General features: G+C 37.9%; 12 protein-coding genes and 4 pseudogenes. 1 reads left to right on the plus strand and 15 read right to left on the minus strand.

The features are described 5' to 3' along the window. Positions 1 to 22: 22 nt before the first annotated feature. The 3 genes and pseudogenes from JCM13188_RS11325 to JCM13188_RS11335 all read right to left on the minus strand — a co-directional run bounded on the left by JCM13188_RS11325 (position 23) and on the right by JCM13188_RS11335 (position 3,818). A pseudogene (locus JCM13188_RS11325) lies at positions 23 to 1,550 on the minus strand (AbgT family transporter). Between the two features lie 223 nt (positions 1,551 to 1,773). Then, positions 1,774 to 3,357, minus strand: a pseudogene (locus tag JCM13188_RS11330) (peptide chain release factor 3). Positions 3,358 to 3,497: 140 nt separating this feature from the next. Further along, positions 3,498 to 3,818, minus strand: coding sequence for a winged helix-turn-helix transcriptional regulator (locus JCM13188_RS11335; RefSeq protein WP_054754159.1), 321 nt, complete (start codon positions 3,816 to 3,818; stop codon positions 3,498 to 3,500). A 112-nt stretch (positions 3,819 to 3,930) separates the two neighbouring features. Here JCM13188_RS11335 and JCM13188_RS11340 point away from each other — a divergent pair, with 112 nt between their 5' ends. After that, the gene (locus JCM13188_RS11340) at positions 3,931 to 4,728 is read left to right on the plus strand and encodes an STAS domain-containing protein (RefSeq protein WP_054754161.1); all 798 of its coding nucleotides are present in this window, start codon (positions 3,931 to 3,933) and stop codon (positions 4,726 to 4,728) included. A 217-nt stretch (positions 4,729 to 4,945) separates the two neighbouring features. On the opposite strand, the gene JCM13188_RS11345 is transcribed toward JCM13188_RS11340, so the two are convergent. The 12 genes and pseudogenes from JCM13188_RS11345 to JCM13188_RS11395 form a co-directional block, all read right to left on the minus strand. After that, on the minus strand, positions 4,946 to 5,644 hold the full coding sequence (locus tag JCM13188_RS11345; RefSeq protein ID WP_054754164.1) for an NAD(P)/FAD-dependent oxidoreductase: 699 nt from the start codon (positions 5,642 to 5,644) through the stop codon (positions 4,946 to 4,948). Positions 5,645 to 5,699: 55 nt separating this feature from the next. Next, positions 5,700 to 5,786 carry an FAD-dependent oxidoreductase gene (locus JCM13188_RS21005; RefSeq protein ID WP_369404978.1) on the minus strand — a complete coding sequence of 29 codons (87 nt, stop codon included), beginning with the start codon at positions 5,784 to 5,786 and terminating at the stop codon, positions 5,700 to 5,702. 322 nt (positions 5,787 to 6,108) lie between these two features. Next, positions 6,109 to 6,660 carry a DUF8811 domain-containing protein gene (locus JCM13188_RS11350; protein WP_054754166.1) on the minus strand — a complete coding sequence of 184 codons (552 nt, stop codon included), beginning with the start codon at positions 6,658 to 6,660 and terminating at the stop codon, positions 6,109 to 6,111. 155 nt (positions 6,661 to 6,815) lie between these two features. Next, on the minus strand, positions 6,816 to 8,237 hold the full coding sequence (locus tag JCM13188_RS11355; protein ID WP_054754168.1) for a S8 family peptidase: 1,422 nt from the start codon (positions 8,235 to 8,237) through the stop codon (positions 6,816 to 6,818). Continuing rightward, complete coding sequence (locus JCM13188_RS11360; RefSeq protein ID WP_054754170.1) at positions 8,156 to 8,932, minus strand: protease inhibitor I9 family protein; 777 nt, start codon at positions 8,930 to 8,932, stop codon at positions 8,156 to 8,158. The genes JCM13188_RS11355 and JCM13188_RS11360 overlap by 82 nt, the downstream gene beginning before the upstream one ends. Before the next feature lie 459 nt (positions 8,933 to 9,391). After that, positions 9,392 to 10,533, minus strand: a pseudogene (locus tag JCM13188_RS21010) (ABC transporter substrate-binding protein). 107 nt (positions 10,534 to 10,640) lie between these two features. Beyond that, complete coding sequence (locus tag JCM13188_RS11370) at positions 10,641 to 11,348, minus strand: ABC transporter ATP-binding protein (protein WP_054754172.1); 708 nt, start codon at positions 11,346 to 11,348, stop codon at positions 10,641 to 10,643. After that, positions 11,332 to 12,057 carry an ABC transporter ATP-binding protein gene (locus JCM13188_RS11375; protein ID WP_054754174.1) on the minus strand — a complete coding sequence of 242 codons (726 nt, stop codon included), beginning with the start codon at positions 12,055 to 12,057 and terminating at the stop codon, positions 11,332 to 11,334. The genes JCM13188_RS11370 and JCM13188_RS11375 overlap by 17 nt, the downstream gene beginning before the upstream one ends. A gap of 25 nt (positions 12,058 to 12,082) precedes the next feature. Then, a pseudogene (locus JCM13188_RS11380) lies at positions 12,083 to 13,076 on the minus strand (branched-chain amino acid ABC transporter permease). Between the two features lie 28 nt (positions 13,077 to 13,104). Beyond that, the gene (locus JCM13188_RS11385) at positions 13,105 to 13,971 is read right to left on the minus strand and encodes a branched-chain amino acid ABC transporter permease (RefSeq protein ID WP_054754176.1); all 867 of its coding nucleotides are present in this window, start codon (positions 13,969 to 13,971) and stop codon (positions 13,105 to 13,107) included. A 22-nt stretch (positions 13,972 to 13,993) separates the two neighbouring features. Further along, a complete protein-coding gene (locus JCM13188_RS11390) occupies positions 13,994 to 15,580 on the minus strand; it encodes a long-chain-fatty-acid--CoA ligase (RefSeq protein WP_054754178.1) in 1,587 nt (528 codons plus the stop codon). A gap of 24 nt (positions 15,581 to 15,604) precedes the next feature. Beyond that, a complete protein-coding gene (locus JCM13188_RS11395; RefSeq protein WP_054754180.1) occupies positions 15,605 to 16,357 on the minus strand; it encodes an SDR family NAD(P)-dependent oxidoreductase in 753 nt (250 codons plus the stop codon). Positions 16,358 to 16,366 lie beyond the last annotated feature (9 nt).

Below are 16,366 nucleotides of genomic sequence, written 5' to 3' on the forward strand. Positions count from 1 at the left end.
ATTCAGGCTGAGATTTTACTAATTAATTATTATAAAAGAATGATGATCCTGGACCTAAGTCGACACCTAACATCATCCATACGAATAGTAATAATGTCCAGAACACTAAGAATGCCATTGAGTATGGGAACATAACTGAGATCATCGTACCAATACCCATCTTCTTGTCATACTTCTGTGCGAATGCATGATAATCGCAAAGTATGTCATAAGTGGTGTAATAATATTTGTAGATGAGTCAGCAATACGGTAAGCCATTTGAGTTAACTCTGGTGATAAACCTAATTGCATCATCATCGGTACGAAAATTGGAGCTAACATTGCCCATTTGGCCGATGCACTTCCGATAAACAAGTTAATAAACCCAACTACTAACATAAATAGAACTAGCAATAAGAATGGCATGTCATTTAAGTTTAAGAACTCAAGGAAGTTCGCACCTAGCACACCAAGAACAATACCCATGTTCGATTCTGCAAAGTAAGCAACGAACTGACCAGCTGTGAAGGCTAGTACAATAAACATCCCCATTGATGCCATTGTGTCTGTTAATTGACTGGCAACGTCCTTATCACTTTAATATTCTTCGTCACAATTCCATAAACGAGACCCGGAACAAAGAATAAGATTGTAATAACTGGAACAAGAGATTGCATGAATGGTGATTGAATAACCGCTCCATTCTCACCACGTAACGGTGCATCACCAGGTACGATTAATAGTGATAAGAGAACAGCTGATACGACAAATGAAATAATTGCCCAAGTTAAACCTTTCTTTTCAATTGGCTTTAACCCGTTTAAATCTTCACGGTAATCACCTTTATACTCGCCAAGACGTGGTTCAACGATTTTTTCTGTAACCCACGCACCAACAAGAGTTAATAGAAATACTGATGCAATGATGAAGTACCAGTTCATTGCAATGTTAATTGTTTCTGCATACTCAGGACTAATCATCGCTGCAGCATCAATTGTTAATTCACCTAACATCGCATCTGTCGCTGATAGGAACAAGTTGGCACTGAAACCAGCAGATACACCAGCGAATGCAGCTGCAAGACCTGCAAGTGGATGTCTTCCTAATCCTGCAAAGATAACCGCACCTAATGGAGGCAATACGACATAACCTGCATCAGAAGCTACACTTGACATGATCCCTGCGAATACAAGACCTGCTGTGATTAAAACTTTTGGTATGGATAGAACAAATCCGCGTAAAGCAGCACTAATCAGACCAGTGCGTTCCGCAATTCCAATACCTAACATGGTCGCTAGTACAACACCTAATGGAGCGAATCCAATAAAGTTGTCCACCATGCTTTCAAATATATATCGAATTCCTTCAGAGCTTAGAAGACTTTTAACTTCTACTGTTTTATCTTCCCCTGGATGTTCAACGCTTACGCCAAACATAGAAACAACTGCTGATACAACAATTACTAATAATGCTAATATGGCAAATAGCGTAATAGGGTGTGGTAGCTTGTTACCAACGCGTTCTATGCCATCAAGAAAACGTTGAAACAAACCTCTACGTTGTTTTTCCATGTTGATAATTCTCCTTCCAATTTAAATCTTCTGAAAACTTAGATTTCATGTGTTTTAGTAACGAGAAATATTATAAAGGGAAATCACACTAAATAAAACACCCTTTCCAAAACTCTAACTAGGAAAATAATTCTCACTATTGTTAACCTTTCGGATTCCAAAATGCTTACGTTTTAATAAAAGAGACTGGATCATAATTTGACCCAGTCCAAAACTTACTATATTAAGTTTGGTCATATTTATTGACTTCATACAAATCAATTAGTTCTATTTCTGGATGTTGGTCTTTAAACCATTTTAACGCAAACTCATTCTTGAATAAGACTACATGGTTTCCTTCACGATCTTCAACGAGCATATTACGTTCATCAAATAAGCTTTTGTTAACTTGATCCTCAGGAAGCCATCTTGGTACTCTCTCACCTATTGATTCAAGTAATACCTCAGAGTTATACTCATTTTTCATCCGGTATTTAAATACGTCAAACTGAAGTTCGCCAACAGCTCCAATAATATAAGATTCACCTTTGTTTTTCATAAATAGCTGGATGGCCCCTTCTTGAACGAGCTGCTCTATTCCTTTTTTAAACTGTTTCGACTTCATCACATTTTTTAGCTGTAACTCTTTTATAAATTTCAGGAGGGAACTGAGGAAGTTCGTTATACTCAAACAATTCCTTACCTTCTAGTAATGTGTCACCAATTCGATATACGTTTGGATCATATATACCGATTATATCTCCCGCATAAGCCTCTTCAACATTATCTCTTGATGATGCTACAAATTGCTGAGATTGCGATAGATTAATGGTCTTCCCGGTTCTCGCTAGCTTAACACTTAAGCCTTTTTCAAACTTACCAGAACATACTCTTAAAAAAGCGACACGGTCTCGGTGTTGGGGGTTCATGTTTGCTTGGATTTTAAAAATAAAGCCCGAAAAATCTGGATTGTCTGGTTGAACGACTCCTTCTTCAGTCTTCCTAGGTGCTGGTGGTGGCGCCATTGATATAAAACGTATCGAAGAATGTTTTGACCCCAAAAGGTGCAAGTGCACTTCCGAAAAATACAGGAGTTTGTTCACCTTTTAACACGTCCTCCATTGAAAACTGATCGCCTGCTTCATCTAATAACTCAAGTTCTTCTTCTGCCGTTTGATATTCATCAGTCTTTTTGAACTCATCATACTCAGCTCTTTCTAATTCTTCATATGGAATAAACTGTTCTTGTTCATTACCATGAAATTGGACAAACTGTTTACCTTGCCTGTCAAAAATACCAAGAAACCGTTTACCCATTCCAACAGGCCAGTTCATCGGATACGTTTCAATATCCAATACTTCTTCGATTTCTTCTAGTAATTCAAAAGGCTCTCGCCCTTCACGATCCAATTTATTGATAAAGGTAAAAATAGGAATGCCTCTCATGCGACAAACTTTAAATAATTTTTGTCTGAGCTTCAATCCCTTTAGTCGCATCTATAATCATGACAACACTATCGACTGCTGTTAATGTTCGATACGTATCTTCACTAAAGTCTTCGTGTCCAGGTGTATCGAGAATATTGATTTGCAAATCTTTATATGGGAAGTTCATAACACTGGAAGTAACTGAAATTCCACGTTGCTTTTCAATTTCCATCCAGTCTGATGTAGCGAATTTTCCTGATTTTTTACCTTTTACTGTACCAGCTGAGCGAATTAAATTTCCAAATACTAATAACGTCTCTGTTAACGTGGTCTTTCCAGCATCAGGGTGAGAAATGATTGCAAAAGTACGGCGTTTTTGCATTTCTTCTGTAATTGACATTCAAAAAATCCCTTCTATTTAAAATGTAAACTGTTTTTGATATGGGATTTTATCTTACATTTGCATAATTCTCCTTTGATTTTAACTATTTTTCACCCTACTACTATACAATAAAATTAAGTATGTTTCACTCTTGGAAATTATGATGTCGTCTTCTGATCACTATGCACTTCTCCCCATTCAACCATCATGTCTAATAACGGTTTTAAGTGTCTGCCGTATTCTGTTAAAGAATATTCGACTTTTGGAGGTACATCGGGGTAAGTTGTTTTAGTTAATAATCCATCTTGTTCTAATTCTTTAAGCTGTTTGATTAATGTTTGATGCTTGATTAACGGTATACTCCTTTTAATCTCCCCAAACCTCAAATTTCCTTCATATAATTTTAGTAAAATAACTGCTTTCCATTTACCGCATACGACATCTAACGTTACTTTAATATTTTCTAAATCTTGATCCATTTTAGCTCCTCCTCCCAGTACATTAAAATATACCTCTTTTATAATATTTTTAATCCTATAAAATTAAATTAGGGAGATATATTCATTTCATATCTCTAGAAAGGAGTCTTTTATGGAAAGAAATGAGCATTTAAATCAGGCAGGGAGCCTTTTACATGACCACAACCCTGAAATCTTAAATACATTAACGACTTCCTTAAGTAACGAGGATATAAAAAGAGAATTAAAGCATCTACTTCAAATTATTGAAGAAAGAGTTCTGTATGGTGATGATTTTCTAACCTATCAAGGTGTTAAAGAGGCCGGTTATGAAAAAGGAATAAATGATTCATCCAGCTTTCTAGAATTAGTAGAACTCTTCCCTTATCTTAGTGAGGGGATCTGGAACTATGTTCATGACTTAGATAATGACTATATGCTAACTATGGACGAGCGTCTTCGTTTAACAAAAGAAATAGAATTAACCATACTTCATTATAATGCAGGTTACACAAATGGTTACGTTGATATGATTGGCAATGATCGTAACCAGACGTTGAATCTAAAACTTAATGAACTTTCCGTTCCAATTATAAAAGTTGAAGACAATATTGGCGTCTGTCCGTTGATAGGCGAAATTGATGCTAACAGAGCATCTGTATTAATGAGTAAAACTTTAAATAGCGTCTCAGAAGATCGAATTGATCATTTAATTCTAGATCTAACGGGATTAGGCACTGTCGATCAATTAGTCGCTAAGTATTTATTTGATGTTGTTAATTCAATGGAATTAATTGGGACACAAATTATTTTTACCGGAATTAATAAACAACTTGCCATGACTGCAGTGTCATTAGGAATTGATTTAGGAGATAAAAATATCCACCAAACAGTTAAAGATGCTATGAGATCAATAAATAAAACTGCCTAAGCATGAGTTTCATCTAGTTACAATTTTAGCCACTTCACTCCCAAGAAACGGTCCACTCGTGATACCTGATGCCCCAAGGCCATTTGCAATCATGATTTTAGAGTAACCGGGAAGATAGCCAATATAAGGCGTTTATTAGGAAGCATCGGCCGAAATCCGATTCGCGATTCAATAAACTTCGCATCTTCTAATCCTGGTGCAAACTTGAAGGCCGTCTTTAATATTTCATATACGCCAACAGCCGAACTTGTTGAATCAAAATCATGATTTTCTTCATGCGCTGATCCAATAAAACCTTATTGTTTTCAAAACCCACAATATATTTATTATTCGGAAGCATAATGGCTGGCCATTTAGATGGATCATCATGTATCATTTCCAGTTGTAAAATTTGGGTTTTCTGTGAAGTCACATCTAATTTAACGCCAATATGTTTAAGGAAACGATCAGCCCATGCCCCATTTGTGACAATCAATGTTTCTGCATCAAAGGTCTGTCTGCCAATACGTATAGTTGTTTCATTAACCAGTTCTGCCTCACCATGAATGACTTCTGCACCATGTTGCTTAGCACCTTCTTTGAGGGCTTTTTTCATCCAATCTCCGTTTACTCTGGCTCCACCACTTACATGAATGGCTCCCATCCGATTAGATAACATTGGAAAATTTGACTTAACCTCTTCGCCAGTCAATTTAGAAATGTCTTCTATTCCTGTAGCGTTTGTTTTTCTATCTTCTAAATCATCTATCATTTTATCTAATTTATGATCACTTTTATGTAAATGGAGGGAGCCTACCTTTTTATAGCTAGTATTGGTAATGCCATCATTCGCAAGTTCGTTAATAATAGCGGGATAATAATGAGCTCCTTTATTAATCATTTCATATAATTTTGGATTATTTTTTGTGATAACCAAGGACTAATAATTCCAGCCGCAGATCGCGTAGCCTCACCTTGGTCATGTTGATCGATTAATAGAACAGGCGCCCCTTTTTAGCTAAATGATACGCTGTAGAACATCCAAGAATTCCTGCACCGACAATGATATACGGTTTCATAGTTGAACTCCTTTAAATTTAAGGTAATCACAGTTTATCAGACCAATTAAATGTACCCAAATAATGAGTTGTTTTATATGTCATTATTCATCACCTTTCTATTTAGAGGTTTCCCCTGTTCTATTCAAACTATTTCAACATAAACTTGAGTAAAAAAGCCAACCGAGACTATTCGTCTCGATTGGCTTTTAGAAACTTTACTTATTCACTTTAATATTGGAGTAAGGGAGCTCTGCGTTTTGAATCATGAGTAAGCTACTTTTTTCCTTTGCATCAACTGGAATATCTTTTTTACTATTAGCAAGAACTTCTGTAGTATATTCTAGCTCAACTTGTTGTTCATTTGTATTGTGCTTGATCCAGCCTCCATCGTTTTCATCATACTTTCCGTTAAACCATCAAATCCTACTACTTTATACTGGAACTCACCTTCAATTCCTGCATAAGAATTGTCAACAGGTAATCCCATATAATTATCATTGTAAGAGCCACCTAAATCAATATAATACAATGGTGTCATAGCGCCACTAGCGAGGTCGTATAGTACCGAAACCTGATCACCAGTCGCGTCTCCTCCAGATAATACTCCTAAATCAATGTTAAATAAAATACTATCTTCTACTCCATCCATATCAGAATCGATGTAGATATCATATTCAATCATATTAGGTGATTCCCAACTATCTTCACTTGTTACAACAAATTCTGTAACACCTTCTTCTGAACGCGCTCCAACAGCTCTCACATCATAGTGAGTTCCTGTTTCAGCTACATCTTCTTCTCCAAATGAGAAGAAATCAACCTGAGAATCTAAATTTCCTTTATTCGTTAACTTAATAGATTTGTTATTAGAGTTAGCATCAACACGGCTCATCTTCTCTAAAACTGCTTGATATGGTACGCGTAAAGTTTCGCCATTACCTTCTAATACGATGTAACCATCTAACTCTTGTAAGCCGTTAGTGCCAACTTGATTAGCATCAATAGTGAAATCAACTCTTAACTTTTCTTTCTTACCAGCTTCAACAGTTAATTGCTCAGGTAAATCAACTTCAACTGCACCTGATTGATCTCCAAAACGGTTTTCCCAGGAAATGTTGTAGGTTTTTGATTCATCACCTTTGTTCGTAATGGTAACCGTTTCATTTTTTGTTTAGTTGTCTCATCTTCAATCGGCATATAACCTAATGAAATAGCCTGTGGATATGCGACACTTGTTGTTTCAGCGGCAACATCCACTTGTACACGCCCAGCCCCTTGACGGGATAATGGATACACCTTGCCTTCTAAATCTTCAATGGTTGTCGTCGTGTTCATCATAAGTGATTTAATTTCTTCAGCATTCCAATCAGGTCTTAACTGTTTTAATAAAGCTGCAACACCTGCCACGTGAGGAGCTGCCATAGAAGTACCACTCATTTGAGTCGCACCATTACCACTTCCAACTGCAGCAGAGCTAATCGAATAGCCTGGAGCTGAAATTTCTGGTTTGAATCCGATATCACCACGACCAGGTCCTTTTGAACTGAAATCAGTGATCGTATCCGCTAGCTGAGGTTTAGCAATTTTAATCTCATCTGATAAACTTACCTCTACCGTTTCACCATTAGCTAAAGCATCTTTAATGCTATTTCCAGTAGCTTTAGAAACCATGACGCCTGGTAAATCGACTGGGTCACCCCCCATGACAATTGGGGCGCCTTCCGCATTATTCGCAACAATGCCTGCAACTGCTCCGTTATCAAGAGCTTTCTGTAGTTTCTCCGTAAATGAACATGTTCCTCGGTCGATCAATGCAATTTTACCTTCAGGATTGTCTAAATATTCATCCGCAGAACAACCTTGCCCAACATAAACTGCATCATTCGTAATATCTCCTGATTCACTTAGTGGAGTCGTAATCGCACCTTCCACTGCTTCATATTGACCAGCAATACTTTCAGGTGAATTAACTTCAATTGCACCGACTACAATTCCATCATCAACTGAAGCAGCAACACTAATCGCTTTATCAGCTACCGCAGGAGAACCTGTGATATATGGAACATCACCAGAGTTACCAGCAGAAGCCACTACAACTACTCCCGCTTCAACAGCTAAATTAGCTGCCTCTGCAGATGGATCATTTGGGTGACCATACGGCGAACCTAATGACATGTTTACAACATCCACATGGTCTGAAACATCCCCGTCACCATTTGGATCCATTGCCTTCTCTAACGCTTGAGCTGTAACAGCAGTTGAACCGCCAGCTCCAAATACTTTGTAGGCGTATAGTTCAGCATCAGGAGCAACCCCCTGTCCAACTTCACCTTCAACTTCTAAACCGGCTACTGTCGCTCCAACGTGAGTACCATGACCATGCTCATCTAAAGGATCAGCATCAGGTTTTGGAATACGTTTTTCAGGATCATCAGAACCAGCATCATATTCAGTTCCAACAAATCCCAACCGCCTACAACTTTAGCTGTCGGAAATGTATCTTCCTCAACGACATCCGGGTCGTTAGACTGATAAGCTTCAGTTGTACCTTCACCACCAAAAGATGCATGAGTATAATCAATCCCTGTATCAATAATAGCAACAGAAATTCCTTCACCTGTTATGTTGACTCCATCAACCACTTTCTCCCATACATCTGGAGCACCAATAAACGGAACAGATGTATCGTTATGCAGTTCAACAGGTTTTACTGGATAGATCGCTGCCACTTCATCTAGCTTAGATAATTTATTCAAGTCTCCTCTTTCAACTTGAGCATATAGACCATTATAGATCTTCTCAAAACTATCAATGACTTTACCATTGTTATGAGCAATTAAAGCTTTAGCATTTTTCTTCTTGTTATTAAGGCCTTTAGCATGTTCCTTTTGAGCTTTCTGACTCATTTTATAACCTTGCTTTTTAGCCTTAGTAAATTCTTTTAATACAGGGTCACCATCAAACTGAATAATGACTTCCACTTTCTCATCCATTTTGGCACCTTTAGGTAGTAAGTCTTGTGAAATTTTACCATCAACTGATGATAAATTCACTTCCTTATAACCTTCAGGAGAAGCTTGAATCGGTGAAGACATCGCCAATAACATCATAACCGATAGAAAAACCAACCAAGCTTTCTTCGATAAATATCTCACTTCTTTCATTTCGTACCCTCCCATATAATAAACAATACTTGCAGGTTAAAATTTCAACGGGAAGGGTCTTTTTCCTCTAATTATTATCAGAAAAATCAAAATAATATAATAGTCTCAGTATGTTTTTACTATATTTGAATATATGTAGGTCATAAGCAATATTCTTTCGACAGAAAGCTACTCATCCATTTAGCAAATTCTATAAACTAAATTGAAAAAATATTGTCTAGTAAACAAGAAAGTTTTCTAGTAAATTTGCGATTTTGTCTAGTAAAATCGTGAAATTGTCTAATAAATATACAAATTTGTCTAGTAAAACCTTGAAATTGTCTAGTAAATAGTTTCACGAAATGCGCGACACAAGCTTTACTTAAGTACATTTAGACTTACCTAAATATGAAGACGAATATTAAGGATTGACTTGTCCTTAGATATTCGTCTTCTTCTAATCTCAAATTCTTTTAACCATTATTGTTCTAAATCGACTGGTTTAATCTCACCATTTTCTACTACTGCCATACTTTGAACAACATCAAAGTTACCTTCTTCTGTAATGCCTGGTATGTCATATACCTGCTTCTCTTCAGGGAGTGCTTCAATTCCTTGTTGCATTGCGTCACGAATTGCATGAGCGTCATCTACCGTTCCCGCAGCTTTCATTGCTTCAACTAATATATATGCAGAGATGTAATGGAAACCTGCTTCAGAACCTGGAACTTTGTCATACTTCTCTTTATATTTTTCAACAAATTCGTCTGTTCCTGGATAATCAGAAAATTGAAGTGGATTGACTCCGACACTTCCTTCAAATGTTTCATAAGTACCTGTAACTTCTTTCATTTCATCTAACTTCGCTTGATCCATAATAATAAATCCGCCTTCAAACCCAAGTTCACGAGCTTGTTGTGCAACCTTAGCAGTTGGTTGTGAAGGTCCACCAATAAAATAACATCTGGATCGTTTTCTAAAGCATTGGTTAAGATTGTAAAGAAGTCAGTATCCTTTGCGAAGTCGATTGAAGAGTTAAAGACGACTTCACCACCTTGTTCTTTCCAATATGGTTCTAAATGTGAAGTCCAGTCTTTGCCATATTGCGACGATGTTGGGAGTAAGGCGATTTTCTTACCGTGGTTCTCCATTGCATATTTTGTGAATGGTGCAATATAACCATCATATCTAGGTGGGATCGCAACTGTTAGACTGTTGCCTTGTTGCGTAATGGCTGGTTCACTCGTATAGGCCATAATCAAAAATTCCTCTTGCTCATTTAACACTTGCTGGGCCATGATACCACCACTATGAGGGGTAAACACTACAGACGCGTTATTTTCTTGAACTAATCTTTGAGCATTTGAAGCCGCTTCATTTGGTAAGTATTTATCATCAAGTGAAACTAAATCAATCGTGTAGTTTTGACCGTCTACATCAAAACCGCCTGCTTCATTAATCTCTTCAGCAGCCATCTCTAAACCACTATACGTCGATTCTCCATAATAAGCTGCAGGACCACTTAATGGACCAGAGTAGCCTATACTAACTTCTTGTGAATCTCCGCTACCTTCTTGTCCTTCTGCATTACATGCTGCTAAGGAAAATACTAAAGCTACCATCGCCAACAACCATGCCAGTTTTTTAATTTCATACTTTCTCCCCTTTTTAATATAAATTTTAATCAACCTTAGGCCACAAGCTTTTTTCCGGCACCACCCCTTTTAATTTAGGCTCCAATATACGCTTTTCTAACATCTTCATTTGATAAAAGCTCACCCGCTGTACCGTCAACCACAATTTCACCATTTTCAAAAACATAGCCGCGGTCAGCAATCTTCAAAGCAGCATTTGCATTTTGTTCAGCTAACAAAATCGATGTGCCAGACTCATTAATTTGCTTAATTTTCTCGAACATCTGCTCAACAATTAAAGGTGCGAGGCCCATCGAAGGTTCGTCTAACAACATATACTTTGGCTCACCCATTAGGGCCCTACCAATTGCAACCATTTGTTGCTGCCCACCGCTTAAAGAACCAGCCGATTCATTTCGTTTTTCTTGAAGAATCGGAAACATCTCATACACTTCATCTAAGAGCCTTTTCACATGTGATTTCTTCTTACGATGGACATAGCCACCCATAATTAAATTTTCTTCCACACTCATCCCTGAAAACAATTTACGTCCTTCTGCACATTGTATAATTCCTAAATTGACAATCTGGTCAGGTGGTACCCCGACTAGGTTCCGGTCGTTGAGTAATATCTCACCGCTTATAGGCTTATTAAGGCCGCTTATGGCATCAAAGGTTGTCGTCTTTCCAGCACCATTCGACCCGAGTAAGACAACAATTTCACCTGGTGAAACATCAATATTAATACTTTTTACAGCTGTAAACGCTCCATAGTTTACAGATACATTATTTAACTTCAGCATGCTGCTCACCACCTAAATAAGCCTTAATAACATCCTCGTGGTTCATGATGTCATCAGGAGTACCTTCTGCGATTTTCTTACCAAAATTAAGCACCATAATCTTTTCGGCAATACTCATAATCATCTGCATTTTGTGTTCGATTAGACAAACGGTAATCCCATGATCCACCATCTTCTTCATCATGATCGCTAATCCATCTGTTTCATCAGGATTCACGCCAGCAGCTGGTTCATCTAAAAAGACAAGTTCAGGATCAGTCGCAAGGGCAAGTGCAAAAGCAACACGTTTTTTTTTTTGTTCTTGAGTTAAATTTTCGACTACACGATGCGCATAGTTAGTAAGATCTACAAAATCTAACACTTCATAGGCTTTATTGAGGCACTTTTGTTCTTCTCTTTTGAGTCTAGGCGTTCTAAAAACCGCATCAAATAAGTTAGAACTCGTCCTTAACCTATGACCAACGATGACATTATCCAGAACGGTCGCTTTCTCAAATAAATTTGTTGTCTGAAAGGTTCTAGCAATACCTAATTTAGCAATTTTATTAGAGGAGAGATGTGTAATGTCTTGCCCCTTAAAATACACCTCGCCACTAGTCGGCGGATAATAGCCACTCACTAGGTTAAAGAATGTTGATTTACCAGCACCATTTGGGCCAATAATGGCGTTGATTTTTCCTTCTTCAATTCCAAAATTGACATCATCCACCGCTGTTAATCCACCAAACTTTTGGTTAAATTTGTTGTTTCAAGAAGCACACTATCCCTCCTCTACCTTTGTTCCCTATGAATCTCATTCGATTGAGACTGCTTTTTGATTTTCTTTTAAGATTCCAATCAATCACAAAGCCTGAGATTCCTCTAGGATCGAATATTATAAGCAGGACGAGAATTGGCCCGAATACAAGCATACGATAATCTTGTAAAAACTGAAGTTCTTGCGAAATCCACACGATAATAAATGTACCTATTACAGGTCCAGATAACGTTCCAATTCCACCGATCAACAGATAAACTAGAAAATCAAATGTCATCGTTATATTAGAAATTTCAGGACCGATAAACCTAGTAAATGATGCAAATAAGCTACCTGCAAGTCCGGCAAAAACCGTTGATAGAATGAAAGCTAATAGTTTATTGCTAGTCGTTGAAATCCCAATCGTCTTAGCTAATTCTTCACTGTTTCGAATGGCAATAAACGACCTACCTTGTAACGAATGAACAATATTGTACATGACCACAATGGTTAAGACTAAAAAGAACAATACTAGATAATAGTTTGATATTTGACTGTTAAACTCAAGTGGACCAATAGCACCTGGTGTAGGAATTCCAAGAAATCCACGAACACCACCAGTTACACTGTCCCAGTTATAGATGATTAAATAGATGATATAACCGACACATAACGTGTAAATGGCAAAAAGTGTTCTTTCGTTCTAAGGGCAATCATGCCAATTAACGTACCAACCAACGCTGTGAATATTAACGTTAAAACAAATGCGACCCAATAGCTAATGCCATATGTCACTGTTAACACTGCCAATGTGTAGGCGCCTAAAGCAAAAATCCAGCATGTGCTAAAGATAAGTATCCAGTATATCCTGCTAGCAGGTTCAGACCATAAACGACAATGGTCCAAATAAATGTTAGGATTAAGATTCTGATCATATAAGCATTACTACTAACTAAAGGAAAGATAACAGCTAACAATAGGAGGCCCGACAAGGCAACTTTTTATTTAAAAATGGTATGCTCATGCTTTGCCCCCTTTCGCAAATAGACCATTCGGTTTAACTGTTAAAATGACAACTAATAACAAGAAGGCAATTAAATCTTTATAATCACTTGAAATATATGTTGCCCCTAAGCTTTCTGTAAATCCTAAAATATAACCACCCACAATAGCACCTGGTATACTTCCCATACCGCCGATGATAATAATGACAAATGCTTTTAATATCACTAGATGCCCCATTCCTGGGAAGACTAGATTAATAGGTGACGATAATGATGCAGCAATTGCTGCTAAGGCACCAGATATAAAGAATGTAAGCATCGCAACTTTACTTGTATTGATTCCTACTAAATTCGCTCCATCTCGATTTTGCGACATTGCAATGACCGTCATACCCATGTACGTTTTCTTAAGAAACGTATATAAAGCCACCATGACTAACACAGCTGCAACGATGATGATAATCCGCTGAAACGTAAATGTAATTCCAAATACACTAACCACTTGCCCATGAGGAGTTGCCATTTCTAAATAATCGGCTCCCCATACACTGTGAGCAAATGCTTCTAAAAAGAGTAACATTCCTATGGCTGCGATTTTGTCATGGATGGGAGGTGCATGTCTTAAGTGGTGAAATACTAATCGCTCCATTAAAACACCTAACAAGCCGACTACAATAACCGAGATGAAAATTGCAATCCAATAATGTAGTCCTAGCGATTGCATCATTGTTAAGGTAATGTAACCACCCATCATATATAGCGCTCCATGAGCAAAGTTAGGTATGTGCAAAATACCATAAACTAATGTGAGTCCTAAGGCGACTAAACTGTAAACGCTTCCAATTGTAAGTCCATTAAATAGCTGCTGGAATAAAATATCCATTCCCGCACCCCCCTTTAAGCGATTAGTTTGAGATATACTGATCTTTCAATTCTCTTTTCAGAATTTTACCAACAGCTGTTTTCGGGAACTCTTCTATAAAATCAACACTCGTTGGTACTTTAAAATTCGATAGTCGTTCTTTGCAGAAGTTAATGATTTCCTCTTCAGTTGCGGATTGCCCTTCTTTAAGTGATACGACTGCCTTAATGGTCTCGCCACGATACGGATCCGGAATACCAATGACCGCAGCTTCTAAAACTTTAGGGTTTTGATATAACACTGTTTCAATTTCAATTGGATAAATGTTAAATCCACTCGCGATAATCATTTCCTTTTTCCTTCCAACGATATAGAAAAATCCATCTTCATCCATTTTGGCTAGGTCGCCTGTGTATAACCAGCCGTCACGCACTGTCTGCGCCGTTTCATCAGGCATGTTCCAGTAACCTTTCATAATTTGTGGACCTTTAATCACTAGCTCGCCAACTTCGCCAATAGGTAATTCTTCAGTTCCTGTATCAAGATCTACAACTTTTGAGTCAGTATTTGGAATCGGTATACCGATGCTACCAGCTTTTTGAACTCCTTCAACTGGGTTTCGGTGCGTGACTGGAGACGCTTCAGACAGACCGTACCCTTCAGCGATTGATGCGCCAGTTGTTTCTTCAAAATTAGTTAGAACGTCTGCTGATAGTGGTGCGGACCCGCTTGTTACGGTTTCTAGAAACCCTAAGTCAATATTGTGCTCACGAGCATAATTTAAGATCGCAATAAACATAGTGGGAACCCCAGGAAACGACGTTGGCTGTAACTCCTGCATGGTTTTTACCGTTTCTTCGACTTCAAAACGAGGTAATAAAATAAGATTGCCACCCATTCTAAACGTTAAACACATACCACTTGTCATGCCGTAGACATGGAATAGTGGTGAAATGACAAGAACACGTTCTTCACCTTTATTAATTTGAGATTCTGCTGTCGCAGCACTTTGCAATGTATTGGCTACAATGTTGTAATGCGTTAGCATGGCTCCTTTTGAGCGTCCTGTTGTGCCGCCTGTGTACTGTAATACGGCTACATCTTCTTTTGGCTGAATGTGAACGGGTTGGTATTCTAATTGGTGTTGGATGAGTTGTTCGTAGTCTGAAGGGTTTGTAAACGAAACACTATAACTGTGTTCGACAGAGGTGTCTGGTAAGACATTGTTTACAATTGGCATGAGTGGCTCGTATGCTATGATAGCTGCTGCTTCCGAATCTTTAAGTACGTGCATGAGTTCTTGTTCTTTATACATTGGATTAACTTGTACAACGGTGGCCCCAGCAAACATGGCTCCAAAATAACTGAATACATACTGCGGGCAGTTTGGTAACATTAAAGCGATCTGGTCACCTTTTTTGATTCCGACATCTTGGAAATAAGCTGCCACCTGTTTTGCGTAAGCGTAGACTGTTTGATAATCAAAGGTCTTTCCCATAAAGGTTATGGCTGTATGCCTAGGGTATTTATTTACCGTCTCTAAAAACAAGTCTCCTAAACTCAGTTCTGGAATTTGAATCTCTTTAGGATTTCCTTCTGGTATAAACTTGTGCCAAGGTTTTACTGACATCTTTCTCATCTCCCTTATTTTTATTTACGTAATTAGCCAACCACCATCAGCTAAAACATCTGAACCTGTCATGTATGAAGCCTCAGAGGATGATAAAAATGTAATGATATTCGCAATTTCATCTGGTTTACCAACCCTTCCCAGGGCTGTATGCTGCTCAATAGCTGATTGAAAACGCTCATTTTGAAGACCAGCTTCAGTAAGAGGGGTTTCAATAAATCCGGGTGAAACTGAATTGACTCTAACATGTGGTGCTAATTCTGCAGCTAAAGCTTTTGAAAAATTAATAACTGCAGCTTTAGAAGCACTGTAGTGTGGAATTCTCGCTCCAGCTTTATGTCCTGATAACGAAGCGACATTGACAATCGAACGGTCTCTTTTAAGTCCTTCTAACATTAATTCACTTAAGGTTTTAGATACTAGAAACACACTTTTCAAATTAACATCTTGGACTCGTTGCCACTCTTCACTCGTTAAATCACGAATGGATGATTTACCAGAACTACCTGCATTATTAACCAGTATATCTAATTGACCAAACTCGCTTTGAATGTAGTCTTTTAATTGATTGACCGCTTGGTCGTCCGTCACATCAGTAGGATAAACGTAAGATAAACCATTTTCCTTAACAATCTCATTACTCACACGATCTAGTTTTTGTTTTGTTCTGCCTACTAAGACAACTTTTGCACCTTCTTTAGCAAGCCTTTTAGCAACAGCAGCACCAATACCGCTTCCTGCTCCAGTAATGACAGCTACTTTATTACCGAACCTCATCTTACACGC

Origin of the sequence: Piscibacillus salipiscarius JCM 13188 (assembly GCF_001311865.1) — a bacterium.
Taxonomy (GTDB): Bacteria; Bacillota; Bacilli; order Bacillales; family Alkalibacillaceae; genus Piscibacillus; species Piscibacillus salipiscarius.

Bases quoted from the DNA above. Each gene is read 5' to 3' on its own strand.
- JCM13188_RS11335 (WP_054754159.1), bottom strand. From the start codon at position 3,818: ATGGATCAAGATTTAGAAAATATTAAAGTAACGTTAGATGTCGTATGC.
- JCM13188_RS11340 (WP_054754161.1), top strand. From the start codon at position 3,931: ATGGAAAGAAATGAGCATTTAAATCAGGCAGGGAGCCTTTTACATGAC.
- JCM13188_RS21005 (WP_369404978.1), bottom strand. From the start codon at position 5,786: ATGAAACCGTATATCATTGTCGGTGCAGGAATTCTTGGATGTTCTACA.
- JCM13188_RS11350 (WP_054754166.1), bottom strand. From the start codon at position 6,660: ATGAGCCGTGTTGATGCTAACTCTAATAACAAATCTATTAAGTTAACG.
- JCM13188_RS11360 (WP_054754170.1), bottom strand. From the start codon at position 8,932: ATGAAAGAAGTGAGATATTTATCGAAGAAAGCTTGGTTGGTTTTTCTA.
- JCM13188_RS11370 (WP_054754172.1), bottom strand. From the start codon at position 11,348: ATGCTGAAGTTAAATAATGTATCTGTAAACTATGGAGCGTTTACAGCT.
- JCM13188_RS11385 (WP_054754176.1), bottom strand. From the start codon at position 13,971: ATGGATATTTTATTCCAGCAGCTATTTAATGGACTTACAATTGGAAGC.
- JCM13188_RS11390 (WP_054754178.1), bottom strand. From the start codon at position 15,580: ATGTCAGTAAAACCTTGGCACAAGTTTATACCAGAAGGAAATCCTAAA.
- JCM13188_RS11395 (WP_054754180.1), bottom strand. From the start codon at position 16,357: ATGAGGTTCGGTAATAAAGTAGCTGTCATTACTGGAGCAGGAAGCGGT.